Origin of the sequence: Rhizobium sp. EC-SD404, assembly GCF_902498825.1 — a bacterium.
GTDB lineage: Bacteria > Pseudomonadota > Alphaproteobacteria > Rhizobiales > Rhizobiaceae > Georhizobium.
The window spans coordinates 1,825,322-1,852,317 of record NZ_LR701459.1; the positions used below are offsets into that span (position 1 = coordinate 1,825,322).

The 26,996-nt window shown below is 63.1% G+C and carries 30 protein-coding genes; 17 read left to right on the forward strand and 13 right to left on the reverse strand.

The features are described 5' to 3' along the window. Positions 1–8 precede the first annotated feature (8 nt). The 4 genes from era to GC125_RS09505 all read left to right on the forward strand — a co-directional run bounded on the left by era (position 9) and on the right by GC125_RS09505 (position 3,664). Positions 9–950, forward strand: coding sequence for a GTPase Era (gene era / locus GC125_RS09490; protein WP_151985452.1), 942 nt, complete (start codon positions 9–11; stop codon positions 948–950). A gap of 67 nt (positions 951–1,017) precedes the next feature. Next, entirely contained in the window at positions 1,018–1,764 is a 747-nt protein-coding gene (gene recO, locus GC125_RS09495) for a DNA repair protein RecO (protein ID WP_151985453.1), read from the forward strand. A gap of 189 nt (positions 1,765–1,953) precedes the next feature. Next, positions 1,954–2,349 carry a hypothetical protein gene (locus GC125_RS09500; RefSeq protein ID WP_151985454.1) on the forward strand — a complete coding sequence of 132 codons (396 nt, stop codon included), beginning with the start codon at positions 1,954–1,956 and terminating at the stop codon, positions 2,347–2,349. A gap of 85 nt (positions 2,350–2,434) precedes the next feature. Continuing rightward, positions 2,435–3,664 (forward strand): PqqD family peptide modification chaperone, encoded by a 1,230-nt coding sequence (locus tag GC125_RS09505; RefSeq protein WP_151985455.1) that lies wholly within the window; start codon positions 2,435–2,437, stop codon positions 3,662–3,664. A 6-nt stretch (positions 3,665–3,670) separates the two neighbouring features. Here the strand turns inward: GC125_RS09505 and GC125_RS09510 are convergent, their stop codons facing one another. Then, the gene (locus tag GC125_RS09510) at positions 3,671–4,912 is read right to left on the reverse strand and encodes an MFS transporter (protein ID WP_151985456.1); all 1,242 of its coding nucleotides are present in this window, start codon (positions 4,910–4,912) and stop codon (positions 3,671–3,673) included. Positions 4,913–5,194: 282 nt separating this feature from the next. Between GC125_RS09510 and nadA the strand changes: the two genes are divergently transcribed. Further along, positions 5,195–6,268, forward strand: a complete 1,074-nt coding sequence (nadA, locus tag GC125_RS09515) for a quinolinate synthase NadA (RefSeq protein WP_151985457.1) — start codon at positions 5,195–5,197, stop codon at positions 6,266–6,268. A 67-nt stretch (positions 6,269–6,335) separates the two neighbouring features. On the opposite strand, the gene GC125_RS09520 is transcribed toward nadA, so the two are convergent. Further along, entirely contained in the window at positions 6,336–6,926 is a 591-nt protein-coding gene (locus GC125_RS09520; RefSeq protein WP_151985458.1) for a LysM peptidoglycan-binding domain-containing protein, read from the reverse strand. A gap of 56 nt (positions 6,927–6,982) precedes the next feature. On the opposite strand from GC125_RS09520, the gene GC125_RS09525 reads away from it, so the two are divergent. Both GC125_RS09525 and nadC read left to right on the forward strand, forming a co-directional pair. Next, a complete protein-coding gene (locus GC125_RS09525; RefSeq protein ID WP_151985459.1) occupies positions 6,983–8,533 on the forward strand; it encodes an L-aspartate oxidase in 1,551 nt (516 codons plus the stop codon). 11 nt (positions 8,534–8,544) lie between these two features. Further along, positions 8,545–9,423 (forward strand): carboxylating nicotinate-nucleotide diphosphorylase, encoded by an 879-nt coding sequence (gene nadC, locus GC125_RS09530; protein WP_151985460.1) that lies wholly within the window; start codon positions 8,545–8,547, stop codon positions 9,421–9,423. Between the two features lie 101 nt (positions 9,424–9,524). Here nadC and GC125_RS09535 read toward each other — a convergent pair whose 3' ends face one another. Then, positions 9,525–10,316, reverse strand: coding sequence for a DUF4394 domain-containing protein (locus tag GC125_RS09535; protein ID WP_151985461.1), 792 nt, complete (start codon positions 10,314–10,316; stop codon positions 9,525–9,527). Positions 10,317–10,395: 79 nt separating this feature from the next. Between GC125_RS09535 and GC125_RS09540 the strand changes: the two genes are divergently transcribed. Further along, entirely contained in the window at positions 10,396–11,097 is a 702-nt protein-coding gene (locus tag GC125_RS09540; protein WP_502706047.1) for a sigma-70 family RNA polymerase sigma factor, read from the forward strand. After that, complete coding sequence (locus GC125_RS09545) at positions 11,094–11,816, forward strand: anti-sigma factor (protein ID WP_151985462.1); 723 nt, start codon at positions 11,094–11,096, stop codon at positions 11,814–11,816. Before GC125_RS09540 ends, GC125_RS09545 begins: the two co-directional genes overlap by 4 nt. 19 nt (positions 11,817–11,835) lie before the next feature. On the opposite strand, the gene GC125_RS09550 is transcribed toward GC125_RS09545, so the two are convergent. The 7 genes from GC125_RS09550 to GC125_RS09580 form a co-directional block, all read right to left on the reverse strand. Beyond that, entirely contained in the window at positions 11,836–12,810 is a 975-nt protein-coding gene (locus tag GC125_RS09550) for an NUDIX hydrolase (protein ID WP_151985463.1), read from the reverse strand. Then, positions 12,807–13,340 (reverse strand): tyrosine phosphatase family protein, encoded by a 534-nt coding sequence (locus GC125_RS09555; protein ID WP_151985464.1) that lies wholly within the window; start codon positions 13,338–13,340, stop codon positions 12,807–12,809. The genes GC125_RS09550 and GC125_RS09555 overlap by 4 nt, the downstream gene beginning before the upstream one ends. A gap of 1 nt (position 13,341) precedes the next feature. After that, complete coding sequence (locus GC125_RS09560) at positions 13,342–13,920, reverse strand: YfbR-like 5'-deoxynucleotidase (protein ID WP_151987751.1); 579 nt, start codon at positions 13,918–13,920, stop codon at positions 13,342–13,344. A 41-nt stretch (positions 13,921–13,961) separates the two neighbouring features. Further along, positions 13,962–14,813 (reverse strand): CAF17-like 4Fe-4S cluster assembly/insertion protein YgfZ, encoded by an 852-nt coding sequence (gene ygfZ, locus GC125_RS09565; RefSeq protein ID WP_151985465.1) that lies wholly within the window; start codon positions 14,811–14,813, stop codon positions 13,962–13,964. A gap of 101 nt (positions 14,814–14,914) precedes the next feature. Continuing rightward, entirely contained in the window at positions 14,915–15,184 is a 270-nt protein-coding gene (locus tag GC125_RS09570) for a hypothetical protein (protein WP_126010810.1), read from the reverse strand. 90 nt (positions 15,185–15,274) lie between these two features. After that, a complete protein-coding gene (locus GC125_RS09575) occupies positions 15,275–15,751 on the reverse strand; it encodes a TIGR02301 family protein (protein WP_502706090.1) in 477 nt (158 codons plus the stop codon). Positions 15,752–15,837: 86 nt separating this feature from the next. Then, positions 15,838–16,305 (reverse strand): NUDIX hydrolase, encoded by a 468-nt coding sequence (locus GC125_RS09580; protein WP_151985467.1) that lies wholly within the window; start codon positions 16,303–16,305, stop codon positions 15,838–15,840. 135 nt (positions 16,306–16,440) lie between these two features. Here GC125_RS09580 and GC125_RS09585 point away from each other — a divergent pair, with 135 nt between their 5' ends. Both GC125_RS09585 and GC125_RS09590 read left to right on the forward strand, forming a co-directional pair. Then, a complete protein-coding gene (locus tag GC125_RS09585; protein ID WP_151987753.1) occupies positions 16,441–17,217 on the forward strand; it encodes an SOS response-associated peptidase in 777 nt (258 codons plus the stop codon). Between the two features lie 11 nt (positions 17,218–17,228). Further along, the gene (locus GC125_RS09590) at positions 17,229–17,843 is read left to right on the forward strand and encodes a LysE/ArgO family amino acid transporter (RefSeq protein WP_151985468.1); all 615 of its coding nucleotides are present in this window, start codon (positions 17,229–17,231) and stop codon (positions 17,841–17,843) included. A gap of 15 nt (positions 17,844–17,858) precedes the next feature. Here the strand turns inward: GC125_RS09590 and GC125_RS09595 are convergent, their stop codons facing one another. Then, complete coding sequence (locus tag GC125_RS09595; protein WP_151985469.1) at positions 17,859–18,047, reverse strand: hypothetical protein; 189 nt, start codon at positions 18,045–18,047, stop codon at positions 17,859–17,861. A gap of 444 nt (positions 18,048–18,491) precedes the next feature. Here GC125_RS09595 and cysS point away from each other — a divergent pair, with 444 nt between their 5' ends. Genes cysS through rarD form a run of 6 tightly spaced genes read left to right on the forward strand, consistent with a single transcriptional unit; the run spans position 18,492 to position 24,118 of the window. Further along, complete coding sequence (cysS, locus tag GC125_RS09600; protein ID WP_151985470.1) at positions 18,492–19,961, forward strand: cysteine--tRNA ligase; 1,470 nt, start codon at positions 18,492–18,494, stop codon at positions 19,959–19,961. Continuing rightward, complete coding sequence (locus GC125_RS09605; RefSeq protein ID WP_151985471.1) at positions 19,958–20,452, forward strand: GFA family protein; 495 nt, start codon at positions 19,958–19,960, stop codon at positions 20,450–20,452. Before cysS ends, GC125_RS09605 begins: the two co-directional genes overlap by 4 nt. Next, complete coding sequence (gene pip / locus GC125_RS09610) at positions 20,449–21,408, forward strand: prolyl aminopeptidase (RefSeq protein ID WP_151985472.1); 960 nt, start codon at positions 20,449–20,451, stop codon at positions 21,406–21,408. The genes GC125_RS09605 and pip overlap by 4 nt, the downstream gene beginning before the upstream one ends. Beyond that, positions 21,405–21,545, forward strand: coding sequence for a 2-isopropylmalate synthase (locus GC125_RS09615; protein WP_151985473.1), 141 nt, complete (start codon positions 21,405–21,407; stop codon positions 21,543–21,545). The genes pip and GC125_RS09615 overlap by 4 nt, the downstream gene beginning before the upstream one ends. After that, positions 21,542–23,158, forward strand: a complete 1,617-nt coding sequence (cimA, locus tag GC125_RS09620) for a citramalate synthase (protein ID WP_151985474.1) — start codon at positions 21,542–21,544, stop codon at positions 23,156–23,158. The genes GC125_RS09615 and cimA overlap by 4 nt, the downstream gene beginning before the upstream one ends. Before the next feature lie 12 nt (positions 23,159–23,170). Beyond that, the gene (rarD, locus tag GC125_RS09625; RefSeq protein WP_151985475.1) at positions 23,171–24,118 is read left to right on the forward strand and encodes an EamA family transporter RarD; all 948 of its coding nucleotides are present in this window, start codon (positions 23,171–23,173) and stop codon (positions 24,116–24,118) included. Positions 24,119–24,133: 15 nt separating this feature from the next. Here rarD and GC125_RS09630 read toward each other — a convergent pair whose 3' ends face one another. Then, the gene (locus GC125_RS09630) at positions 24,134–25,375 is read right to left on the reverse strand and encodes a glycerophosphodiester phosphodiesterase family protein (protein WP_151985476.1); all 1,242 of its coding nucleotides are present in this window, start codon (positions 25,373–25,375) and stop codon (positions 24,134–24,136) included. Positions 25,376–25,446: 71 nt separating this feature from the next. Then, positions 25,447–26,994, reverse strand: a complete 1,548-nt coding sequence (locus tag GC125_RS09635) for a carbon-nitrogen hydrolase family protein (protein WP_151985477.1) — start codon at positions 26,992–26,994, stop codon at positions 25,447–25,449. Between the last annotated feature and the right edge of the window lie 2 nt (positions 26,995–26,996).

Here is a 26,996-nt window from a genome sequence, read left to right on the forward strand (position 1 = left end):
AACTATCCATGAGCGAAGAGATCGACGAGCGGGTTGCCGAAAGCGGGACGCCCCCGGCAGCGACGCGTTCCGGCTTCGTGGCGCTCATCGGTGCGCCGAATGCGGGCAAGTCGACTTTGCTGAACCAGCTGGTCGGCGCCAAGGTGTCGATCGTCAGCCACAAGGTCCAGACGACGCGCGCCATCGTGCGCGGCATCGTCATCGAGGGCGTCACCCAGATCGTGTTCGTGGACACGCCGGGCATCTTCAAGCCGCGGCGCCGGCTCGACCGTGCCATGGTCACGACCGCGTGGGGAAATGCCAAGGATGCCGACATCGTTCTCTTCATGATCGATGCGGAACGCGGCATCGTCGGCGACGCCGCGAAGATTCTCGAAGGCATGAAGGACATTCATCATCGCAAGATCCTGATCCTGAACAAGATCGATCAGGTGAAGCGCGAAAAGTTGCTGGAGCTGGCGGCTGCCGCCAACGAGGTGGTTCAGTTCGACGAGACGTTCATGATTTCCGCGCTCGGCGGTTCCGGCTGCAAGGACGTGCTGAAGTTTCTGGCAGACGCGTTGCCCGAGGGGCCCTGGTATTATCCGGAGGACCAGATTTCCGATCTTCCGATGCGCCAACTGGCAGCCGAGATCACCCGCGAGAAGCTCTATCTGAGGCTGCATCAGGAGCTTCCCTACTCCTCCCATGTCGAGACGGAAGGCTGGGAAGAGAAACCCGATGGCAGCGTGCGCATCGAGCAGGTCATCTATGTCGAGCGCGACAGCCAGAAGAAGATCGTGCTGGGGAAGGGAGGCGAGACGGTCAAGTCGATCGGCCAGTCCGCCCGCAAGGAAATCGGCGGCATTCTGGACCAGAAGGTCCATTTGTTCCTGTTCGTGAAGGTGCGCGAAAACTGGGGCGACGATCCCGAGCGCTACCGCGAGATCGGGCTTGAATTCCCAAGCTGACTTGCCGACCGCTTGGTCCATCGCCGGTCTCGTCCGGCACCTATCGGAGTGAGGAACCGCCCACACCATGGAGTGGCAGGATCAGGCCATCGTTCTGGGTGTGCGTCGGCACGGTGAGACGAGCGTCATTGCCGAGGTGATGACGCAGTCGCGCGGCCGCCATCTCGGCATGGTGCGCGGCGGCCGGTCCAGGCGCATGCAGCCGGTTCTGCAGCCGGGTAACCGCGTCGAGGTGACATGGCGCGCCCGCCTCGACGAGCATCTCGGCCAGTTTCAGGTAGAGCCCGTGTCGCTGAGGGCGGCGCGGCTGATGGAAACGGCAACATCCGTCTATGGCGTCCAAGCGATGGCGGCGCTGTTGCGCCTGCTTCCCGAACGCGATCCGCATCTGCGTCTCTACAACGCGCTCGACATCATTCTCGACAGCCTGCACGCACCGCACGAAGCGGGCGAGCTCTTTGCCCGGTTCGAACTGGCCATGCTGGATGAACTGGGCTTCGGCCTCGATCTATCGGCCTGCGCAGTCACGGGAACGACTGCCGACCTGGCATTCGTATCGCCGAAGACCGGCCGCGCCGTGTCGCGCACGGTCGGGCAGGGCTGGGCGGACCGCCTGTTTTCCTACCCGGATTTTCTCGCACGGCAGGGCGCTGCGGCAGCCGATGAGGTCACGCTCGCCGAAGCATTTCGAATGACGGGGTATTTCCTCGATCGCGACATTTACGGGCCGCGCGGGCTGAAGCCGCCCGAGGCGCGCGAGGGGTTCATCCAGGCCGCATTGAAGGCAGCGCGCGCGGCAAACCCGTCGGACTGAACCGAGCGTCGAAATAAATCTGAAACGAGAACAAGGACTTATAAGAAAATCGGCGCTTTTTTGCGCTGGCCGGGAATAGCCGGCCCGATCTTCCGTTTTCCCAGTATGCCGCGGCGACGCGGGGGACAGGCTTCTCAGGGCAACCCCAACGACACCGGGCAACACTGCGAAAAACGATAGGAGATGACAATGTCGGATCAAAACACGAATGGCAAGGTTGCTGCAGCGGTCGAAGACGATCAGCCCAATGTCGGCCGCCGGAAAATGCTCGCAATGCTCGGCCTCACCGCCGCCGCTGCTTACGTCGCACCCACGCTCTTGAGCATCCGTGAAGCACGCGCTTCGGGTGGATCGGGCGGCTCGGGCGGTGGATCGGGTGGCGGCTCGGGCGGTGGTTCTGGTGGCCGTGGTGGCTCCGGTGGTCGCGGTGGTTCGGGTGGTGGTTCGCGCGGTTCCCGCGGATCGCGTGGCTCTGGCGGCCGTGGCGGTCGTGGTGGCTTCGGTGGCCGCAGCGGATCGGGTCGTCGTGGCCCGCAGAACCTCGGTGGCTTCTTCCGCTCCATGCGTGACGATGCCCGCTGGTAGGCTTTCCTGATAGATAGAAGGCGCCGCCGCATCAGGCGGCGCCTTCTTTGATTCTGGCATCGACAGGCGGTTCTTGGAGGTCGCAGTGAAATCACTGTGTTTGAAGGGTCTTCCGGGACCGATCGTGTTCGAGCCGCAACTGGCTTTCATGGCCGACGATTTGAAACGCGTGCTGGTCGGATGGCCGGAAATCGCGCTCGACGATATGCCATCGCGCGAGCCGCTGATGACGGTTTCCGGCAAGCCAGACGAAATCCGCCTGAGCCATCGCTATTTGGAAGCGCATAGGATCGAGCCGACGTCGACGAGTGCGATCTGTTCGCTCATCGTCGAATTGATGGCCGACTATGTCGATGGCGACGACAGCCTTGGCAATCTGCACGCGGGGGCCGTCGAGTTCGATGGCCGGCTGGTGGTGTTTCCGGCCACGAACCGTGCGGGAAAGTCGACCCTTGTCGGGGCTCTCGCCTCTCAAGGGCATCGCGTATTCGCCGACGATCTGCTGCCGATAGACCTCGTGGGTCTCGAAGCTGTCGCATCGGGCTGCCTACCGCGCCTGCGTCTGCCACTGCCCGAAAGCGCCCCAGACAGCCTCACGCACCAAGTCGCCGCCAATGCTCTGCTGAGCGACGGCTATTACACCTATCTCCCGGCATCCGATCCGCTGTTGACGGTTGCCCATGGCGACCGATCGAAACTCGGTGCGCTGGTCCTGCTCGACCGCCGCGACGAGCGTGTCGCCGCCTCCATCGAAGCCGTCGAGCCCGATGAGGGCCTGCTCCGTGTTCTTCTGCAGGATACGAAAAGAGGCCTCGGCACCTGGACGCTCGATCGCTATTTGGCGCTTGTCGGAACGATCGGCATCTATCGTCTCGTCTACAGCCGTGTCGACGATGCCGTGGCCTGCCTGCAGACGGCTTTCGCCTCCTGGCCGGATGAAGACCATCTGGAGGCGCCGACATCGCAACCGGCCGAGGCGGATGACATCTCAGACGACAACGATTTCGGCTTTACGCCGAAGCCGGGTCAGGCCCTGATTGCGCGGTCACCCCATGTGGTGGCACGAATTGTTGGCCAGGCGGCCTTCCTCGTCGACCTCGACAACAACGACATCCACCACCTCAACCAGGTTGGCTTGGCGCTCTGGAACCTGATCGCCAAGCCGCTGGACGTCGAATCGATCGTCGAAATTTTCCAGGAGGCGTTTCCCGATACGCCTGAGGCTCAGTTGCGCGAAGATCTCTCGGCAGCCGTCGATAGGTTTCTCGAAGCCGATCTCGCCGTTCTGGAGCCGCCGATCGCGGTCAGTGCGTGAGGGTGACTATTCGGCCGGAGCGAGCGCCGGCCGGGCCACTGGCTTCTCGGCGATCGGCAGATGGACCACGGCTGCGAAAAGCCCGAGCGCGACGCCGAGCCACCACACCGGATCGTATGTGCCGAAGCGGTCATAGAGATAACCGCCCAGCCAGACGCCGAGGAACGAGCCGATCTGGTGCGAAAAGAATACGATGCCGCCGAGCATGCCGAGATAGCGCGTGCCGAACATGATCGCGACCAGCGAATTCGTCGGGGGCACGGTGGAAAGCCACAACAGCCCCATCACGATCGAGAAGACGATCACTGAAAAGCCCGTCTGGGGCAGCAACAGGAACGCGGTGACCGCGATCGACCGGCCGATGTAGATCAGCGCCAGGAAGATCGGCTTGGAATAGCGCTGGCCGATGATGCCCGAGGCGATCGAGCCGATGATGTTGAAAAAGCCGATGAGGGCGATGGCCGTTACGGCGTAGGACGCATCGACGCCGATATCCCCGATATAGGCTGGAAAATGCGCGGTAATGAACGCGACCTGGAAACCGCAGACGAAGAAACCGGCGGTCAAGAGCAGATAGCTCTGGTGCCCGAAGGCCTCGCGCAGAGCGGCGCCGATCGACTGGTCGACATCGGTCTGCTTTTGCGATCCCGAAGAGGAGTTTCCGCGTAGCGGCACGGCAAGCACGGGAATGGCGAGCATGATGATCGCAAGCACCACCAGCGCATCGGACCATCCGAGCGAGTCGATCAGGCCCTGGCTGATCGGTGCGAAAACGAACATGCCGGCCGATCCGGCTGCGGTGCCGAGACCGAACGCGAAGGAGCGCTGATGCGGCTCCACATTGCGGGCGAACGCGGCGAGAATGACGCCGAACGAGCCGGCGGCTACCGCAAGGCCGACGAGCACGCCGCCGCCGATATGCAGCCAGAGGGGCGCGTCGGCCGTCGCCATGGTGACGAGCCCCAGCGCGTAGAGAATCGCGGAAAGAAGCAGCACGCGCCACGTGCCGTATTTGTCGGCGATCGCCCCGAAGAAGGGCTGTCCCAGTCCCCAGAAAAGGTTCTGCAGCGCCATGGCGAGACCGAAAGTGGTTCGATCCCAGCCGGTATCCTGCAACATCGGCAACTGGAAGAAGCCCATGACGGAGCGGGGCCCGAACCCGATCATGGCGATCATGCAGCCGGAGGCGATGATCAGCCAAGGGAATGCGGCTGGTTTGTGCAACGCGCTCTTGGCTTGGTCGCTCATCGAAGGCTCCGCTCGTTTCGCACGGCTGGTCGTGCGGTAATGGCCACATAAGCGCCATCGCAATTGAATTCTTCTAGGCCAGTGCCCTGACCGCTGGAAGCGACTTTTTCACATGCCACCTTCAAGCGAATTGATGATTTCGCAAGGGCTCGAGGAGGGTCACCTGCTTGCATTCGGATCAGCGAGCGCCTAAATCGCATGTTGTCGGCGCTGCCGATTTTCTTTTTGTTGCCCTTATGCTCAAACTGAGCATTATGCGGCTGGGGACCGGAGGATGTGCCCATGTCACCCGCAGCACTCGCCATCAAGACGGATGGACTCGCGACGACTGCAGCCGAGCGTTTCGGCGTTGCCGAGCGCCCGTCGCTCGCATTTACGCCGGAAGTCGCGCGGGCGACGGAGCATCTTTACGAACGGGTGAAACACCACATCCCAGCGATCGAGTGGCCGATCCACGCGCCCTATATCTTCGCGATCAATCGTCTGAAAGCGGAACGGGGTGCCGTTATCCTGGCCCACAACTACCAGACACCGGAGATCTTCCACTGCGTGGCTGATATCGTCGGCGACAGCCTGCAATTGGCACGCGAGGCGGCGAAGGTGGATGCCGAGATCATCGTCCAGTGCGGTGTGCATTTCATGGCCGAGACGTCGAAGCTGCTCAATCCCGATAAGACCGTGCTTATTCCGGATATGCGCGCCGGTTGCTCGCTGTCGGAATCCATCACGGGAGCAGACGTGCGCCTGCTGAAGGAGCGGTATCCGGGCGTGCCGGTCGTCACCTACGTCAACACCTCCGCCGATGTGAAAGCCGAAACCGACATCTGCTGCACCTCGTCGAACGTCCTTGCGGTCGTGGAGAGCTTGGAATCCGATACGGTTCTCTGCATTCCCGACGAGTATCTGGCGATGAACGTCGCCAACCAGACCAAGAAGAAGATCATCACCTGGAAGGGGCGCTGCGAAGTGCACGAGCGCTTCTCCGCCGCAGAACTGGTCGCCTATCGTGAGGCCGATCCGTCGATCCAGATCATCGCGCACCCCGAATGTCATCCGGACGTGATCGCGGTCTCCGACTTCGCCGGCTCGACTTCGGGCATGATCGACTACGTCAAGACCAATCGGCCCGGCCGCGTGCTTCTCGTGACGGAATGCTCTATGGCGTCCAATGTCGAGGCCGAGGTCCCGGACGTCGAATTCGTCAAGCCGTGCAACCTTTGCCCGCACATGAAGCGCATCACACTGCCGAAGATCCTCGATTGCCTCGTCGACATGCGCGAAGAGGTGACCGTCGATACTGCGATCGCCGCACGCGCGCGCCTTGCCGTCGAGCGCATGATCGATCTCGTCAGCTGATATCGATCCGATGACACGGAAGATGCCGATGCCGCCGCTGCATCGATCGACCCGGCACGCGGGAAGCCTAGCTCGCCGGGATGACGATCGCTTGGCCGACGGACAGCCGGTTCGGCTGAATGCCGGGATTGGCTCGCATCAGGGCGTTCAAGGGAACGCCGGCCGATGCGGCGATGCCGCTCAGCGTATCGCCGCGCCGGATCGCGTAGCTGCCATTGCCGCCGGCATCGAGACTGCTGCGGCGCATCGGCGCTTCGCCCGGCTGACGGAACGTCGGCGCCGGCTGCACGACGGGCGCCTGGCGCGTGGCGTTGAGGCCTTGGCGCGGCGCGATCTCGTTGTTCAGAGAATCGGGAACGGCGCTCGTGCGACCGCCGGGGATGCGAAGAAGGCCCGGTTGATTGAGATCGCGCCCCGGATTGGCGCGGCGCAGATCGCCGACCGTCGTGCCGCAGCGCTGTGCAAGCGCAACCGCGTTGGTGCCGACGCCCGTCTGGGTTCGCGCCGTGCATTGCGCGAAAGCGTCGCTGTTGAAGCCCGGAAGAGGGGCGGCGCTGAAGACCATACCGGCGGCGATGAAAACGCCGGCAAGTCTGCGGGCCGCCGGCCGCATCGTCATATTGTTCAAAATGCTCATCAAACGAAGATAGGTGCTCACTTGCCCATCGTCCAATCACGGCTTGGCGATACGATCGCGGCGATCGGAAAATACCCATGAGTTCCGGCCGGACTGGAAAGGGTGGCATCGTCATCATCGGCGGCGGACTTGCCGGGTTGTTCTGTGCCCTGAAGCTGAGCCCGCACCCGGTGACGGTGCTGGCGGCAGCGCCAATCGGCGAGGGAGCATCATCCGCCTGGGCGCAGGGCGGCATCGCCGCTGCAGTCAGCGATGAGGACAGTGCCGAGGAGCATTTGGCCGATACGATCGCCGCCGGCGCCGGGATCGTCGATGTCGACATGGCGCGGCTGATGGTGAGCGAAGGGCCGGAGCGCGTGCACGACCTGCTCGCCTATGGCGTGCCGTTCGATCGCGATCTCGAGGGCAGGCTCGCACTTTCTCGCGAAGCAGCCCATTCCCAGCGCAGGATCGTGCGCGTCGGCGGGGATATGGCGGGCCGCGCTATCATGGAAGCGCTCGTCGCCGCCGTCAGGCGCACGCCGTCGATCACCGTGATCGAAAACCTTCAGGCCGAGCGGCTTCTCGTGGAAGACGGCGCCGTCTGCGGGGTCGTCGCCCGTGCCGATCGCGGGCAGGGTGCGCGGCTGAGATTTCCTGCGAGTGCCGTTGCCATCTGCACCGGTGGCATCGGCCATCTCTATCGGCTCACGACCAATCCCTCCGAGGCTTCGGGAACCGGCACCGGCATGGCGGCGCGCGCCGGCGCGGTGATTGCCGATGCGGAATTCGTGCAGTTTCACCCGACCGCCCTCGATGTCGGCCGCGATCCCGCACCGCTTGCAACGGAGGCCCTGCGCGGCGACGGCGCGACGCTCATCAACCGTGACGGCGACCGGTTCATGCAGGCAATTCACCCGGATGCGGAACTTGCCCCCCGCGATATTGTCGCCCGTGGCATCTTCGCCGAGATCCAGGCGGGCAGGGGTGCCTTTCTTGATTGCCGCCAAGCGGTCGGCGCTCATTTTCCGGAGATGTTTCCGACCGTCTATCGGCACTGCATGGAGGCCGGCATAGACCCGGTGACGGCGCCCATTCCGGTCGCACCCGCCGCCCACTACCACATGGGCGGCATCTGGACCGATGCGGATGGTCGGACGTCTCTGAAAGGTCTCTACGCGGCAGGCGAAGCCGCCTGCACCGGCGTGCATGGCGCAAACAGGCTGGCCTCGAATTCTCTCCTGGAAGCGGTGGTCTTTGCCGCGCGGATCGCCCACGCCATGGGATCGACGGCGATAGAGAGTGCCCCGACCGGACCGATCGTGGAGGAGGGGACGTCCGAGGGCGACCTCGAAGCAGATCGACGGATCATGGCCGATCTCCGCGACATCATGAACCGCAACGTCGGTGTGCTACGCGATCGTGGGGGTCTGACGGATGCGCTGAGAACGATGTCCACGATGAGCGGCGGCGACAGCATCGAGAACAGCCTGGCCGTCGCACGTCTCGTTACGCTGGGAGCGTTGTTGCGCGAGGAAAGTCGCGGCGGGCATTTCCGGAGCGACTGGCCCGCCGAGCAGCAGGCGTTCGAGAGGCGCAGCGCGCTGAAACTCGCTGACGCCGAAACCATGATCGCGGATATTATCTGAAGGACCGAAGCATGACCGACCGACCCTACAGGCCCGAATTGCCTGATCTCTTGATCGAGGATGCGGTTCGCGCCGCCCTACAGGAGGATCTCGGCCGCGCCGGCGACCTGACCACAGCGGCGACTATTGCGCCTGACATGGAGGCCACCGCCACCTTCAATGCCCGGGATGGCGGTGTGATCTGCGGCCTGCCCATGGCGAAAGCCGCATTTCGACTGATGGACCCGGACGTCTCGTTTGAACAGCTTGCCCATGATGGTGATCGTGTCGCGCCGGGCACCGCGGTCGCCCGCGTCTCGGGAAGGGCGCGCGCCATCCTTTCGGCCGAACGCACGGCTCTCAACTATCTCATGCACCTCTCGGGCATCGCGACGGCAACATCGGTCTATGTCGATGCGGTCGAGGGCTCTGCTGCGCGGGTCTGCTGCACGCGCAAGACCGTCCCGGGCCTTCGTGCCTTTCAGAAATATGCCGTGCGCTGCGGCGGCGGGGCCAACCACCGCTTCGGGCTGGATGACGCCGTCCTCATAAAGGACAACCACATCGCCGTCGCCGGCGGTCTGACGGCCGCGATCGAGCGCGCCCGCGCCTATGTGGGGCATCTGGTCTGCATCGAGATCGAAGTGGACACGCTCGACCAGCTTGCCGAAGCACTGAACGCCGGTGCGGATGTGATTCTGCTCGACAACATGGGCCCGCAAACCCTTGAAAAGGCTGTGCGGATGAGGAACGAGATACGCTCTTCGACCCGCCTCGAAGCATCCGGCGGGATCAGCATCGAGACGATCGCCGCGATCGCCGCCACTGGCGTTGACCTCATCTCCACGTCGAAGATCACCATGGCCGCGGCACCGCTCGATATCGGCCTCGATATCCAGATCGGCGTCTGACTTTTCAGAAGACCGGTGATGAAGCCGTCAACACATCCATAAAAAAGCCGCCGGCGATGAGCCGGCGGCAAGTTGACCCGTCCACTGGGAGGCTTTGGGTATTACATGGCTTCCGGCAGGACCGTCAGGTCGCGCAGATCGCCATCGACGCCGGTAATTTCGCCGGCTTCCGTTGCCGCGCCCGTTTCCAGATCGACCGTGTAGAGCATGCCGCCGGTGGCAAGCCACGCGGTGTTAGTGCCGTCTTCTGTGGTCTGGACGTCGAAGGCAAACATGTCTCCGGCGTTCTCGATGCCGAGCTTGCCGATGGCTGCAAGCGTTCCGTCGTTCGGCGACGTCTGCTGGATCAGGCCGCCGATCGTGGCGTCGATGTCGTACATAGCGGTCTCTTCGGCCGTGCCGAACGAGTTGATGTAGGCAGCGGCTACGATATTCGGCGCTTCGCCGGCATGCATGTCGCTGTCTTCGAAGGCCAGTTCGCCGTCGACCGTCACTTCACCCGTGTCGATGTTGACGCGGTAATTGGTGGTGCCAGTCATGTAACGCAGACGGTCGGCCATCGGGTTGAAGTCGACGACGACCGGTGCATCACCGATTTCGAGTGGCGTGTTCATCGTGGAAAGCTCGGTTGCTTCGCCGGTTTCCAGATCGATGGTCACGACAACGCTCTCAGGCGTGACGCCGACGATCGTGCTGTTGGCGGGGCGGTAGTCGATGCCGACCAGCGAATCGACGCCGGTGACGTCCATCGTCTCGGAGACTTCCAGCGTTTCGCTATCGAAGAGGACCAGAGTCTTGTCGCCGGTCAGGCCGAGCACAGGGGCTGCGAAGCCGGTTGCGCCGGTGAGAAGAAGGACTGTCGAAGCTGCAAGTGCTGTCTTGAAACCCTGCATGATCGTAAACTCCCGTTGTTGGTTGCGAAGAGGCGGGGACGCCCCGTTCATGGTCAAGACACGGGGTCGGACCGTTTGGATGCACCCTGAGACGAATTATTTTTTGCATCCGTTTGTCGCACCCACGGGTATCGGGAGGGCACACTGCTTTACGAGAGGCATTTCGATGTGGCACTTGATGGTTGCGCCGGACAGCGCGAATGGGGTCGGATTGGGAAGAGACCGTGCAGGTAGCATCGTGACATTGAACCATGCCGACGCCTTGGCAGGCTGTGCGCGCGGAGATCGCCAGGCTCTGAAGAGCCTGTTCGACACCGAAGCAGGGCGGCTTGTGGCCGTTGCGCAGCGCATCGTCCGCCGGCGTGATCTCGCCGAAGAGATCGTGCAGGAGGCTTTTATTCAAATTTGGCGCAAGGCCCACCAGTACTCGCCCGATCGCGGATCAGCCCGGGGGTGGATCTATGCGGTCGTGCGCAACCGCGCGCTCAATGTATTGCGCGATGGCGGCCGCGAGGATTTGGCGGAAGAAACCGATCTCGACGCGCTGCGCGAAACCGCGACCTTCCATGCGGCCGACGACGTGCTTTCCCGGCTTGACCAGGAAAGCCGCCTGCGCCAATGCCTCGAGGCACTGGATGAGCCAAAGCGGCGCAGCATCCTCATGGCTTACATTTCTGGATACACGCACGGCGAGATCGCAGGCCGGCTCGGAGTTCCGCTCGGAACGGCCAAGGCATGGGTACGCCGCGGCCTCACGACCCTGCGGGGGTGCATGGAATGACCACAACCCCCGTGAGCCATAGCGAGGTAGACAGGGCCGAAGACTATGTGCTCGGTCTGCTCGATGCGCGCGAAGAAGCCGCACTTGAGGACGAAATCGAGCGCGATCCGGCTTTGCGTGCCGCCGTTGCGCGCGCACGTGATCGTTTCCACGAACTCGACCTCACGGTTCAGCCCGTCGCCATGACGCCTGGGCTGTGGCAGCGCATCGAGGCTGCGCTTCCGTCGGCGGACACGACCAAGACGGCCAGTGTTATCACGCCACCGCGCGCGGCAAACGACAACCCTGTGCGGCGCTGGCGGATCGCGGCCCTCTCGGGCATGGCTGCTGCCGGCATTCTCGCTGCCGCCCTTCTCGTGACACCGCCGCAGCAGCCACAGGCACAGGTCGTTGCTGTTCTTGTCGATAATGCGGGCGAGCCGCTTGCCATCGTCGAGGACTATGGCGATCGCTCCAGCCGGGTAACGCCTTTGGCGAATATCGACGTTCCCGCAGACAGTACGATGCAGGTCTGGACATTGCCGAACGAAGATCTCGGCCCTGTGTCGCTGGGCCTTCTCGACCAGTCGGAAACGACTTTGCTGGATAACGGTCCGTCATTGCCGCTGCCGCAGCCCGAACAGCTCTACGAGATCACGATCGAGCAGGAGGGTGGCTCGCCGACGGGACGGCCAACCGGACCGATCGTCGGCAAAGGCTTCGCCAAGCGGCCCCTTTAGAGCGTTTCCAAATGCATGATCAACCGCGGCCGCCGAGCTTGAGGCCGGGCGCTGGCCGTTCGTCCAGGATCTTGCGCCGGAAACGGTAGAGCGCGGCGGGACGGCCCCCGGTGCGTGCGCTCGTTTCACCCGTTGGTTCGACGAGCTCAGCACCTTCGACCAGTCTACGAAAATTCTGCTTGTGAAGATGCCGCCCTGCGATGGATTCCACCGTCGCCTGCAACTCCGTCAGCGTGAAGCGCTCCGGCATCAGCTCAAAGACGACTGGCCGATACTTGATCTTGCTGCGCAGCCGCGATCCCGCCGTTGCAAGCACACGGCGGTGGTCGAAACGCATCGGTACACCGAGCGGTTGATCGAGACCCGTCGTTGCGACGCGGCCGTCGGTCACCGCCTCTTCCAGGAGCCCAGCCTCGTACAGCAGCTCGTAGCGCTCGAGCACGCGCTCCTCGTCCCAAGGGAAATCATCGAGGCCGAAGGCTAGGCGCAGGCGGGAATGCTTTCCCGGCAGGCGAGCGGATCGGCTTTCGGCCTGCGGCGCACCGGCCCAATCGATGAGCCGCGGCAGGATGAGCGCGTCCAGAACCTTCGGCCGGCCATGACGCCAGTCTTCCCAGGGCAGGAAGCGATAGATGCCCTGCCAGCCTTCGCCGGCATCGCCTGTATCGTCATCGGCGGAACGGGTCAGGGCGAGATATCCGACGGACACGATGTGCGGACCGGTATCCGCCTCCTGCTTGTGCCGGCCGCGATCGCCGAACGTGTAGAGCTGCTCGACATAGCCGAGCGACAGGCCGGTCTGCGCGCTGACATAGGCGCGAAGGCCCATTTCCAGCGTCCGGTGCTGGCGCGGATCGAAGGGGCCAAGCGGCAGGGAGGCGAGGGCCGCCTGGTCGGAGACGCTGAGAACGCGCGGTTCGGATCCGGCGACGGTGATGATGGCCGCCGTCAATCCGATCTCGATCGCCGTCAGCCCGGCATCGTCACCGTTCATGCCGGCGATCTGCGTTCAGGTTGCAGCGGAAAGACGAAGGGAATGCCCTGCGATGTGTCGGCGCCGCGCCCGATCGATTTGACCGCCCGCACAAGGGCGCCGTTTCGGTGGAGAAGCGCGTCGCCGATCTCGATCAGCCTCGGGTTTGGCGTCGCAAACGGTGCCGCCCGCCGCAGCGCTTGCGCCAGTTCATCATCATCGAGACAAGGGTCGAGCGACAGCGCCGCGATCAACGCAGCGGCTGGTGAGCGCGACACACCCATCCAGCAATGGATCAGGAGAGGCTGCGTTCGATCCCATGCGCGCACGAAGTCGACGAGTTGTCGAACATGACTTTCCTGCGCAAGCACCAGTCCGTCAACGGCAACGGCAATGTCATTCAGACCGAGCTGCAGATGGTGTTCAGCTGCGATCAGCCCTGGGCGGTGCAACATCTGGTGCTCCGCCAGAAGGCTGACCAGCGCGCCGGCTCGGTGCCTAACCGCAGTTTCGGCAACCCTATTCAGCGGACAAACGACCAGAAACGGCATCTCAGTCGGCCTCTGCTCGACGGGCGGCTTCGACCGCCGCAAACCGTTCGAGAAAGAGCGTCTGCGCATCTTCCGTCGCCAGCGGCTCTATCGACAGCGCGTCGGGCGAAACCCCGCGCGGCGTGCCGAAATAAAGGCGGGCTTCGCTTTCGCTGAAGCCGGCTAGGCGTGTCGCCTCGAAATAGGCAGCGATGGTGTCGGCGCGCTTGATCATGGCCTTGATTGCCGATGGCGCCACCGGTGGAAGCGAGAAGCGCAGGTGAATCGCGCTCTGAAGGCGCGCCTCTATCTCCTTGTAATGACCGCCAAGAACGGCTTTGAACGGGGAAATCATATCGCCGATCACGTATTCCGGCGCGTCGTGGAGAAGCACCATCATCTGCGTGGCCGGATCGAGCGTGAGATTGACGCGCGTGGCGATCTCCTCGACCAGCACCGCGTGCTGCGCCACCGAAAAGGCGTGCCGCCCGATCGTCTGACCGTTCCACCGCGCCACCCGCGCAAGACCATGGGCGATGTCGGAAATTTCGATATCGAGCGGGGACGGATCGATCAGATCCAGCCGTCGGCCGGAGAGCATGCGTTGCCAGGCCCGGCCATCGCGGCGCGCGTTCACGGGCGTCAGGCCTCGCTGGCCTGCAGATCGGTCGGGAAGCTGAGGCCGGTCCAGTCTGCCAGACGAACTTTTACCGACTGGTCGCCTGCGCGAATGGTCTTGCCTGCGGCGATCGCGGCCCCGGCCTTGTCGATGCGCACGATCGCAAGCCCCTCGGCGCCGGAACGGCTGCCAAGCGTGCCGATCGAACGGTCATCGACGGTGATTTCGGTGTCGCCGGTCGGCAGTTCCTGTGACCCGCACACCCGCACCAGCCGTCGACGCGCCGTGGCACGATGCTGCATGCGCGACACGACCTCCTGGCCGACGAAGCAGCCCTTCTTGAAGGAAACCCCGCCATTGCGGTCCATCAGAACGTCGTGGGGGAAGGCATCGGAAGGCGGGTAGTCGGCGCCGAGTTCCGCGACGGAATTCGCGATTCGAAGCTTTGTATAGTCCTCCGCCGACCCGGTCGCCCGCTCGTGCAGCGGTCCGTAAAGGCGATAAACAGTCTCGGTGCCCCGAAACCGCGTGTCGCGCAGCGCGCCTTGCGGTGGCTCTTCCTGCCAGATCGCCGCGACATGCAGATCGTCAGCGCGCGCCATCTCCAGTTTGGCACGCAGCCGGTAGAGCGTCATGCGACGCACGAAATCATCGGCATGGGCAGCATCGATGTCGATCAGGAAGCCCGTATCCGCATCACGCGCGATGACGAAGTCGAACATGATCTTGCCCTGGGGCGTCAAAAGCGCGCCTCCAACGGCATCGCTTGCGGCGAGACCATCGAGATCAGGGGTCAGGACATCCTGAAGAAGCCGCTCGGCATCGGATCCGGCAAAGCGAAGAACGGCGCGATCTTTCAACGTGACGATCGGCATGAGGGCAGAGCTCCCGTAAAATCTCCTGGCGCTCGGCACAGGTAGCGTTGGGCGAGGAGCCCCGCAAGGGCGACAAACTTTTGGTCGGAGAGGCCTTGGTTCTACTGCAGGGCGCGATCGGGCGAAAACTCGCCGGCCAGCAGTCGCTCCTTGAGGTCCGCGAGCAGTTCGTCCGCACCTTCTTCGCCGTAGAGGCGAACGGTTTCGCGCATCGCTGTCGCCAAAGCCGCATCGACGAGGATTTCAGGTTCGATCCCATCGGCCACACCATCGGCCCAGGCATCGTTCTGGTGCTCGAGCGCGACCTGCATCTTTTCATGCACGATCATCTCGTCAATCTCGTTGAGGCGATGTTCGGTGGCGATGGCCATGGGCGAGAATCCATATTTCCGTTTCGTTAAGCTCTAGCACGCCACTTCCCAAAACGGGACGCCTGAGCGCCAAAAGAGGTTAACAAGGCCCTAATTCCCGAACCTTGCGATAATTTCAGATGCCAGTGTTGCGCCTTCGCTACGATATCTGGCGCGTGCCGCTTCAGCCAATGGTGTGCAGCGGGTGTAGACCGAAGCAAAACTGCGGTAGCCGCGATTGAACGCTGCCGTCAGCCGCGCGCTTCTGGCTGCTTCCGGAGCCTCCGCGGCGATCAGCTGTTCCATGAGGGCGCGCCAGTCGGACTCGTCGCTCGACGAGACAGCCTCCTGGCCCTCCTCGGCGTCGCTCGCAGGCTCCGGCCGGCACAGCGCCTGCAGGTAGTGCACCGACCCGACGATTTCCGAAAGCCGGATCAGGCGGTCGTCATAAGGCACTTCCGGAGGAGGTGGGGCCGTCGGTGCTGGTACGGTCGTCTCGTCGCCGGGACTTTCCGTCGCCTCTGGAGCCGCGGGCTCTTGCGCTGCGCCGGGCAGAACGATCGGCAACGAAAGCAAAGCTCCGAGCAGGAGGGCAGCAAAAGCGGCGGCGATCGGAGAGTGCGGCAAGCGAATCGTCTTTCCTGTCCCTGTCAGCGGCATTTGTTTGAGCGTTATCAGCTTTCCGTGTCGAGGCTAAGGCGGATCAGTCCGAGTTCCACCAGACATTCGCGCACGCTCGGCGGCATCGGCAATGCTCTGGCGTCCTCGGCCTCGAACCAGTCTGCTTCCAAGGCATCGTCGCTGGCGATCGGCTGTGACGGACCCATCGGATCGAGTGTGGCCTTGAAGACCGTGAGACTGAACCAGCTGGTGACACGCCCGTCCTCATCGACCTCCTTCAGGTCGTAGCTCTTGAACGGCAGAGGCGCCGTGCCGATCAGGCCTGTCTCTTCGCGCAGTTCACGCAGGGCCGCATCTTCCAGGGCCTCCCCGTCGTCGACGCGGCCGCCTGGAAACGCGTAGAGGTCCTGCGCCGGCGGATTGGCGCGCTTCACCAGAAGCACGCGCGAGCCATCGACAAGGATCGTCGAGACAGCATCGCGTGGTTCGGCGATCGATGCATGTTTGGAATCGCGTGTCATTGGGCCTTTTTAAATTTCAGAGTTTGAGGCGCGAAGCATAGGACAAGAACTCGCCGAGGCCACCAGCCATTCGCGGGCGAAAGCCAGGTTCAAACGTCGCTTGACCGGCGGCAGCGCCGGTGTCATCGCTCGATGATGTGTGGTCGTTTTGCGCTCTCTGCGATGCCGGAAGAGGTGCGGGAATTCTTCAGCCTCATGGAGCTGGAGGACTTTCCGCCCCGCTACAACATCGCGCCGACCCAGCCGATCGTGATCGTGCAGGCGACGGAGCCGGCCAATGAAGGCTCCAACCGCCCGGACAGGAAAGCGCTTTTGGTTCGATGGGGGCTTCTGCCGCGCTGGGTGAAGGACACCAAGGCATTTCCGCTGCTGATCAATGCGCGTTCCGAGACGGCTTCCGAGAAGGCGGCGTTCAAGGCTGCCATGCGCCATCGCCGCGTTCTGGTGCCCGCTTCGGGCTTTTACGAATGGCGCCGTGGCGAGGGCCGCAAGGCGCGCTCCCAGCCTTTCTGGATACGGCCCCGAGGCGGCGGCGTGATCGCCTTTGCCGGCCTGATGGAAACCTATGCGGATGCAGCGGGCGGCGAGATCGACACGGCCGCCATCCTCACGACCGCTGCGAATTCCGCGTTGTCGTCCATCCACGACCGGATGCCCGTCGTGATCGAGCCGGGAGACTTTGCACGCTGGCTCGATTGCCGAACCCAGGAGCCACGCGACGTGGCGGAGCTGTTACGGCCGGTGTCGGACGATTTCTTCGAGGCGATCCCCGTCTCCGAAGCGGTCAACGCGGTGGCCAATGACAACTCGGCGCTGCAGGTGAAGATCGAGCCCATCACCGAACCGCCGGGATCCGCAGCGGACGAGGCGGCCTCGGAAAAGCCGGGCGGCGCGCAACTCAGCCTCTTCTGACTGGTCTTCCCATGAACCCCATTCTTCTACCGGCGCTTTCCGGCTTCCTGTTGGGCGGCAGCCTGATCGTCGCGATCGGCGCGCAGAACGCCTTCATCCTGCGTCAGGGTCTGCTGCGCCAGCACGTCTTCATCCTCTGCCTCGTCTGCGCGCTGTCGGATGCGCTGCTGATCGCTGCAGGCGTTGCCGGTCTTGGCACGCTCATCAGCAATGCACCGAGCCTGATCCTCGCCGTCACCATCGGCGGCGCTCTGTTTCTGATCACCTACGGGTTTCTGGCGTTTCGGCGCGCCATGCGGCCGGAGGCGATGCGCCTGAACGGCGAAGGGGGAACGAGCTTGAAACAGGCGCTCGGCACATGTCTCGCCTTCACCTTCCTCAATCCCCACGTCTACCTGGACACGGTGCTCCTCATCGGTTCGCTTTCGGCGCGCTATGAGGATGGGGCACGGATCGCCTTCGGCGCCGGGGCCATGACGGCGTCCTTCGTTTGGTTCTTTGCTCTCGGCTATGGCGCGCGGTTGCTGGCGCCGCTCTTTGCCAGACCCGCAGCCTGGCGGGTGCTCGATGTCATCATCGGTTGCGTCATGTGGCTGATCGCAGCCGGACTGATCGCGCGCCTCTGACGCGCTATCGCCGGATCAATCGTGGTCGCGGACAGCCTTCGGCCGGAACCGATCCTGTGCATTTGTCGGCTTCTTGCTTGAAACCATTGTCGCGGCCTTCACCGCGGCACAGCCGATCGAGCCGTAGCGCTTTTCGAGCGAGACGCGTTCGGGCTCTTGTTGCGCATTTCCATTGTCCGCTTGGCGCGGGTTATTGCCGTTCATTGTTTTTCCTCCGTAGGCCGATGCTTACATGCAAGTGATTCTTACTAATCACGACATTTTGCGGGAAATGCGGACAGCTCGGAAAGAAAGACCCGGTGCGGTTTTTGCGACACACACCGGGTCAGTGACCGGCCCAGTGATTGGGGCACTTTGACGGGCCGGGACGATGAACTGGCAAGCTTCGACAAAGCGCTGGCACCGGCGCGCTGTCCATCCCCTGAACGGGTGACCCTCGCCACTTTTTGACGAGATCTACGAAGGCTTGACCGTACCGCGGCAAGGCGCGATAAGCTTGGCCCCATGCAACAGCGTCATGGCGCCTTCGCCACCTGCATTTGCCGGATCATTATTTGCTAGCGACATCGCTGGCCCGGCTCGTTTCGTCCTAAGCACTATCGAAAGACGACAAACGCCCCGGCCAGCAGGCACGGGAGATTGTCACCGATGGGCGAGAGGCCTGAACTCAAGCTCTACAACACCCTGACGCGGACGAAGGAGGCTTTCGCCCCCATCGATCCCGACAATGTGCGCATGTATGTCTGCGGGCCGACGGTCTACGACTATGCCCATATCGGCAATGCCCGCCCCGTCATCGTCTTCGACGTGCTCTTCCGGCTTCTGCGCCATGTCTATGGCGAGGATCACGTCACCTATGTCCGCAACATCACCGATGTGGACGACAAGATCAACGCGAGGGCCCTGCGCGACTATCCGAACCTGCCGCTGAACGAGGCGATCCGCGCCGTCACCGAAAAGACCGAGGCGCAGTTCCAGGCCGACGCGAAGGCGCTCGGTTGCCTGGCGCCGACGGTCCAGCCCCGCGCGACCGATTTCGTATTGCCACGACCGGACGGCAAGACGGACATGGTGAGCCTGATTCAATCTCTCATCAGCCGCGGCCATGCCTATGACGCGGCAGGCGAAATCCTGTTCGACGTCTCTTCGATGGGCGACTACGGCAAGCTCTCCAACCGTAGGCTCGAAGACCAGCAGGCTGGCGCCCGTGTTGCGGTCGAGCGCCACAAGAAGAACCCCGGCGACTTCGTGCTGTGGAAGGAATCCTCCGCCGACGAGCCCGGCTGGGACGCGCATTTCCATATGTCCGATTCCCGCAGCCTCGCCATCCGCGGCCGTCCCGGCTGGCACATCGAATGCTCCGCCATGTCGGCCGCCTATCTGGGCCAGACCTTCGATATCCATGGCGGCGGCCTGGACCTCATCTTCCCTCACCACGAAAACGAGATCGCCCAGTCGCGTTGCGCCCACGGCACGGACGTCATGGCCAACATCTGGATGCACAACGGCTTCCTCCAGGTGGAAGGCCGCAAGATGTCGAAGAGCGAGGGCAATTTCGTCACCATCAACGAATTGTTGGAAACCGAAAAGTTCGGCGGCCGAAAGTGGCCGGGCGAGGTGCTGCGCCTCGCCATGCTGATGACGCATTACCGCGAGCCGATAGATTTCAGCGTGAGGCGGCTGGAGGAGGCCGAGGCGCTGCTTCGAGGATGGGCCGAGGATGTCGACGAAGCACAGGCAGATTTGGATGCTCAGCCCGACGAACTATTTATGTCCTATCTGCGTGATGACCTGAATCTCTATCCAGCAGTCAATCGCGTATCAGAGCTTGTGAGTGGATCGGGCCGAGGTACGCCTGCGGGCCTCATCGCATTGGCAATTCTAGGTTTATCTCCCATCCGCTACCACGAGCAGATGGAGGCTCTGACATTCTCTGCCGAGTTTGGCGCAGCGGATGTTGAAGCGATAATTTCGCAGCGCCTTGTCTTCATCGCGAACAAGAACTGGTCCGAAGCCGACCGCATTCGCGACGAGCTTCTGGCGCAAGGCGTTCAGCTGAAGGACGGAAAGGATCCCGCCACCGGCGAGCGCGTGACCACATGGGAGGTCAAGCGATGACCCTTTCCTCCACGCCCGAATTTTCCGGCGGGTGCCAATGTGGGGCGGTGCGGTTTCACGTGCGCGGCGCGCTCGGCAAGGCGTCGATCTGCCATTGCCGCATGTGCCAGAAGGCGTATGGCAATTTCTTTGCGCCGCTGGTTTCGGTGGAGGCGGAAAGCCTCGTCTGGAGCCGTGGCGAGCCGGCGCGGTATCGTTCTTCGAACCATGTGGAGCGGGGCTTCTGCGCCGCGTGCGGCACGCCACTGACCTATGAGGCGCCGGACGGCCCGGCATTGTCCATCGGGGCCTTCGACGATCCGAGCGCGATTGCGCCTGAGATCGTCTTCGGGGTGGAAGGCAAGCTGCCTTATGTGGACGGGCTGAACGCGCTTCCGGTACGCACGACCGCCGACGACGAGGCCGAGAACCCCTTCCTCCAATCGATCCGGTCCTACCAGCATCCGGATCACGACACCGATCGCTGGCGTTTGGAAGGCGATGACCGATGAGTGCACTGCGCGGGTTCTATCCCGAAATCGAGCCCTATGAGACCGGCACGCTCGATGTGGGCGACGGCCATGTGATCTATTACGAGCGCGTCGGGACGAAAGGCGCGAAACCCGCCGTCTTCCTTCATGGCGGGCCAGGTGGCGGCATCTCGCCGAAGCAGCGCAGGGTGTTTGATCCCGCGCGCTACGACGTGCTGCTGTTCGATCAGCGTGGCTGCGGCCGGTCCACGCCGCACGCGGAACTGGAAGCCAACACCACCTGGCATCTGGTCGGCGACATCGAGCGTCTGCGCGCCATGGTCGGCGTCGACAAATGGCTCGTCTTCGGCGGATCCTGGGGATCGACTCTCGCTCTTGCCTACGCCGAGACCCATCCAGAGCACGTCTCGGAACTGGTGCTCCGGGGCATTTACACGCTGACGAAGGCGGAGATGGACTGGTATTATCGCTTCGGCGTCTCGGAGATGTTTCCCGACAAGTGGGAGCGCTTCGTCGAGCCCATTCCCGAAGCCGAACGTGGCGACATGCTAAACGCCTATCGCAAGCGCCTGACGAGCGATGATGCCGCAACGCGCCTTGCCGCCGCCAAGGCCTGGAGCGTCTGGGAAGGAGAGACGATCACGCTGTTGCCGGAGCCGGAAACCAGCACCGTGTTCGGCCAGAACGAATTCGCGCTCGCCTTCGCGCGCATCGAGAATCATTTCTTCGTCCATGCCGGTTGGCTGGAGGATGGCCAACTCATTCGCGACGCGCACAAGATCCGGCGGATTCCGGGTGTCATCGTTCATGGCCGCTATGATATGCCGTGCCCTCTGCGTTTCGCGTGGGCGCTGCACAAGGCCTGGCCGGAAGCCGAATTCCACATCGTCGAGGGTGCGGGCCACGCCTTCACCGAGCCGGGAATCCTCGATCAGCTGATCCGCGCGACGGACAGATTTGCAGGGTGCGCATCATGACACGCGAACGCCTCTACCTTTTCGATACGACGTTGCGGGATGGGCAACAGACGCCCGCACGCCCGCAGAAGCGCAGCGCACGAGGACGTGCAAACGAGGATCGGGCGTCGGCCCGCCTGCTGGAGCGCCGGCAATGACCCGCGAACGCCTCTACCTTTTCGATACGACGTTGCGGGATGGGCAGCAGACGCCCGGTATCGATTTCTCGGTCAAAGACAAGACGTTGATCGCGTCGATGCTCGACACGTTCGGGCTGGATTACGTCGAAGGCGGATATCCCGGCGCCAACCCGACCGACACGGCGTTTTTTGAAAAGAAGCGGACGAAAAAGGCCGCCTTCGTCGCCTTCGGCATGACGAAGCGGGCAGGGGTCTCGGCGTCCAATGATCCGGGGCTTGCGGCGCTCATTCAGGCGGCGGGCGACGCGGTGTGTTTCGTGGCGAAGAGCTGGGACTACCATGTCGACGTCGCGCTCGGCATCTCCAACGACGAAAATCTTGAATGCATCAAGGCTTCGGTCGAGGCGACCGTTGCTGCCGGCAAGGAAGCGCTGGTCGATTGCGAGCACTTCTTCGATGGCTACAAGGCCAACCCGGCCTACGCGACGGCATGCGCGAAGACCGCCTATGAGGCAGGCGCCCGCTGGGTGGTTCTCTGCGATACCAATGGCGGCACGCTGCCCGGCGAAGTGGCGCGGATCGTGAGGGATTTGATCGAGACGGGTATCCCAGGCGGCAATCTCGGTATCCATGCGCACAACGATACGGGCCAGGCAGTCGCCAACTCGCTGGCGGCGGTGGAGGCGGGCGTGCGCCAGATCCAGGGCACGCTGAACGGCATCGGCGAGCGCTGCGGCAACGCCAATCTCGTGACGCTGATCCCGACGCTGATGCTCAAGCCGCTTTATGCCGAGCGTTTCGAACTCGGCATCGACAGCGACAAGCTGACCGATCTGACGCGGCTTTCGCGCACCTTCGATGAGCTGTTGAACCGCAACCCGGAACATCAGGCGCCCTATGTCGGGCAGTCTGCCTTTGCGACGAAAGCAGGCATCCACGCCTCCGCACTGCTGAAGGATCCGAAGACCTACGAGCATGTCGACCCGGAAAGCGTCGGCAATCAGCGCCGCGTCATGGTGTCCGACCAGGGCGGCAAGTCGAACTTCCTCAACGCGCTGAAGCGGCGCGGCATCGAGGTCGCCAAGGACGATCCGAAGCTCGACAGGTTGATCTCGCTGGTCAAGGAACGCGAGGCGTCTGGCTATGCCTATGAGGCGGCCGATGCGAGCTTCGAGCTTCTGGCCCGCCGCACACTCGGCCGCGTGCCTGATTTCTTCGAGGTGCAGAGCTTCCGGGTCATGGTGGAGCGCCGGTTCGATGCGCTCGGCAATCTGAAGACCGTGTCGGAAGCCGTCGTGCGCGTCATCGTCGATGGCGAGGAGATCCTGTCGGTGGCTGAGGGGCAGGGCCCGGTCAACGCGCTCGACATCGCGCTGCGCAAGGATCTTGGCAAATTCCAGGCCGATATCGCCGATCTGGAGCTGGTGGACTATAAGGTCCGTATCCTCAATGGCGGCACCGAAGCGATTACCCGTGTCCTCATCGAATCGAGCGACGCGACGACGGATCGTTGGTGGACCGTGGGTGTTTCCGACAACATCATCGATGCCTCCTTCCAGGCGCTGATGGACAGTGTCATCTACAAGCTTCTCAAGAATCGCGAACAGGCCGGCCGCGTCGCCGCCGAGTAGGCAGTACTTCGAATGAAACGCTCAGAAGATTGCGGTGCGCCGGGCCCGGCTGCAGCCGGCGCAAACACGCCGATAGCAACCGGAGATACGGCGCAGGGTTTCGTCACGGCCGGTGCCGCCTACCTGCTGTGGGGTCTCGTCCTGCCGTTCTTCATGAAAGCGCTCGCCCACATCAACCCGGTCGAGATCGTCGCCCACCGCATTCTCTGGGCGGTACCGGCGGGCGCCGTGATCCTCATTTGGCTCGGCCGCACCGCAGACCTGATGACCGCGTTCAGATCGCCAAAGGTCGTCGCCATGGCGGCGGTGACTGCCATCATCATCTCGATCAACTGGGGCGTCTATGTCTATGCGATCGCCTCGAACCAGGCGCTTGAAGCCTCGCTCGGCTATTACATCAATCCGCTGATCAGCGTGCTGATGGGCGTCTTCCTGCTCGGCGAAAAACCGAGCCGGCTGCAGTGGGTGGCGATCGCGCTTGCGGGTCTCGCCGTCATCATTCTCACGGTCTTTGCCGGAAAGCTGCCCTGGATATCGCTGGTCCTGGCGTTTTCCTTCGCGACCTACGGCTATCTGCGCAAGACGCTGCCGATCGGCCCGAGCCAGGGATTCCTGCTGGAAGTCATTATCCTGACGCCGATCGCACTCGTCCTGATCGGCTGGTTCATCGCGCAGGGCGAAAGCCATTTCCTCGCAGGCAGCACCTTCGACACATGGATGCTGATTGCGGCAGGGCCCGTCACGGCGATCCCGCTCGTGCTGTTCGCTTTCGGCGCTAAGGGTCTCCGCCTCGCGACCATCGGCCTGATGCAGTACAGCGTGCCGACGCTCGTGCTGCTGATCGCGGTGTTCTTCTTCGGTGAGCCGTTCGCCGGGCCGCAGATTGCGGCTTTCGCCCTGATCTGGATCGCGCTGGCAATCTATACATCGACGCTTTTGAGGCGCCCGAAAACGGCTTGAGAACCGGAAAGGTGCTCAGTCGAGCCCCATGCAGTTGGCGTAGAAGGTCGTCGTCGCCGGCCAGTCGGAAAAGACGCCCATGACGCCGACGTCGGTGGCGAGCACGTCGAGGACTTCCAGCACGTCACCATCGCGGTTGATGGCATCTGCGACGGACTGGAAGTAATAGCCGCCACCTCCGGCAAGCGGGCCGGAGCGTTCCAGCGACCAGGCGATGATCTCGAGGCCGGCGTCCTTGGCTGCGGTCGCATAAGCCGACGGCACGATCGTGCCATTCTCGTCGGTCGTCACCAGCATCCAGATTGGCGGCGCGATGATCTTCAGGCCGCGCTCGGCCAGTTCCGCCATGGACGGATCGAGCGTGGCGAGATCCATGGGGTCGAAGCTGTCGTCGCTGTCGCGACCATCGAGATAGACCACGCGATCGGCGAAATCGGGATGATTTTCGATCCAGTACCAGACGTCGTTCAGATCGAACGACTGAGGATAGACATTCGCCGGTGCGACGCCCGCGTCGCGGTAGTCCTGCAGCATCTGGGCCGCGTAATCTTCCTGCGTGTAGCTGCCCTCATGGGGCATGGCGACCTCAGGGGATTTCAATTCCGGCGTCATCTTCACGCCGAACTCGGCAAAGAGCGCGATGGATTCGGCATGCGTCATCAGTGTGCCGTTCTGCGCGTAGAGATCCGTCCGCCAGGCCGCCGTGCCGCCGAGATAGGCTTCGGCAGTCTCGGCGCCGGCATCGAAGCTGTCCATCTTGCCCCGCAACGTCTGAAACTCCGCTAGCGTCAGATCGGACGTGCAGCATTGCGCTGAGGCTTCGCGGCCGGTCTGCGGATCCGCCGGTGTGAAGGGTACGCTGCATTTGCCGGCAAGACCGGTGGCCAGAATGTTCGTCGTGGTGTGAAGATCGCACTGGCTGTGCCGGCACACGAGTTCGCGATCCTTGGTGAAAGCCACGTCGCATTCAAGGATGCCGGCGCCCATGCGGGCAGCAGCCACGTAGGATTCTCGCGTGTGCTCGGGAAACTGCAGCGGCGCGCCGCGGTGCCCGATCGAAAATTCGCTGCGGTAGAACGGGCCCGCCTCGCAGGCCTGAAGCGCGGATTTCAGGTCGCCATCTTCCAGATCGCCGACGAGATAGAAGGGACGCGGACCGAGATCGGCCGGAATTGGCTCCTGGGCAAAGCCGACCGTGGCAGCAAGAGCGAGCGGCACCTGCCAAAGAATTGTGAGAAGAATCGTTCGGATCGACATCGGCAAGTTCCCACGCTGCTATGAGCATAGGAACAAATCAGGTTCCGCTGACAGTCATGTGACGGTCTCGATCAGCCGCCGTCGCTCCAGCGCACGCGATAGAGATCGAAGCGGCGATCGCGCAGGTTGCGCACCGCTCCTTGGGCGCGCGCCCACTGGATGGTGCCGATGTTCAGGTCGGCGACCGTGACCATCTCCACATTGACGCTTGCTTCCGCCGCGATGCCGTCACGCGCGAACGGCATGTCGCAAGGCGTGAGGATCGCGGACTGGGCGTAGTTGATGTCGAGATTGTCGACATTGGAGAGATTGCCCGTGATGCCCGAGGTGACGACGTAGCACTGGTTTTCGATCGCGCGCGCGGCCGCGCAATAGCGCACGCGCAAATGGCCATGCCGCGTGTCGGTGCAGTAGGGCACGAACAGGATGCGTGCGCCCTGGTCGGCGAGGCGCCGCGCCACTTCCGGGAATTCCGAATCGTAGCAGATCATCACGCCGATCGGCCCGCAGTCGGTATCGATGACATCCGTCACGTCGCCACCGACGATGCCCCAATATTCCCGCTCGTCGGGCGTGGGATGAAGCTTCTCCTGCGCATGGATCGTGCCGTCGCGCAGGAACACATAGGACACGTTCTGTATATCGCCGTCCTCGGCGATCGTCGGATGCGATCCGCCGATGATGTTGATGTTGCAGCCGAGCGCCATCGCCTGCATGCGCTCGACGAATTCCGGCGTATAGGCGCTGAGCCGCTTGATCGCCTCCGATGGCGGCCGTTCCGGCTCGCTGGAGAGAAGGATCAGCGTGAAGAGCTCCGGAAAGACGACGAAGTCCGAGCCGTAATCGGCCGCGACTTCGACGAAATAGCGCACATGGTCGAAGAACTCGTCATGGGTCGCGACCTTGCGCGCGGCAATCTGCACCGTCGTGACGCGAACGGTATCGCGTCCGCGATGCGAAAGCGGCTGCGTTGCGGCGTTCGGATCGAAATAGGGGTTGTTCCAGACCATCAGCGCCGCGTGGCCGCCCGCCGGCTTGTCTTCCGGATGGTAGCGTCGCAGGACACGGGCCGGCTCGAAACCGAGCCGCATCTGGAACGAAATCACCGGATCTTCGACGTCGCGTGCCTTCACCGCTTCGAGATAATCGTCTGGTTTCGGATAGGCCTTCTTCGACCGCTTGTAGCCGGCGAGCCGACCGCCAAAGGCTATGCCCTTGAGTTCCAGCTGTTCGCACAGCCGCTGACGGACTTCGTAGAGCCGCTTGCCGATCTTGGCGCGGCGCCGGCCGGGGTCGACGCAGATTTCCACGCCGTAGAGCCAGTCGCCCTTACCATTGTGCCGGCTGGCATAGCCGCCGCCGGTGATGTCGTCCCAGGTGTGCTGGCGGAAGATCTGGCGCTCCGCCAGTTGCAGCGTGGCGGCATATCCGACGATCTCGCCATCGAAAACGGCGACGAACTGGCCTTCCGGAAACGCATTGATCTGTCCCCGGATGATGCCCGGCTGATAGGGCGTTTCTTCCGGATAGACGCGCGAGGTCAGTGCGATGATCGCCTTGACGTCTCCCGCAACGGCGTTGCGAACTTCAAGACGAGGCTTCTCGGACAATGTGGCCATGG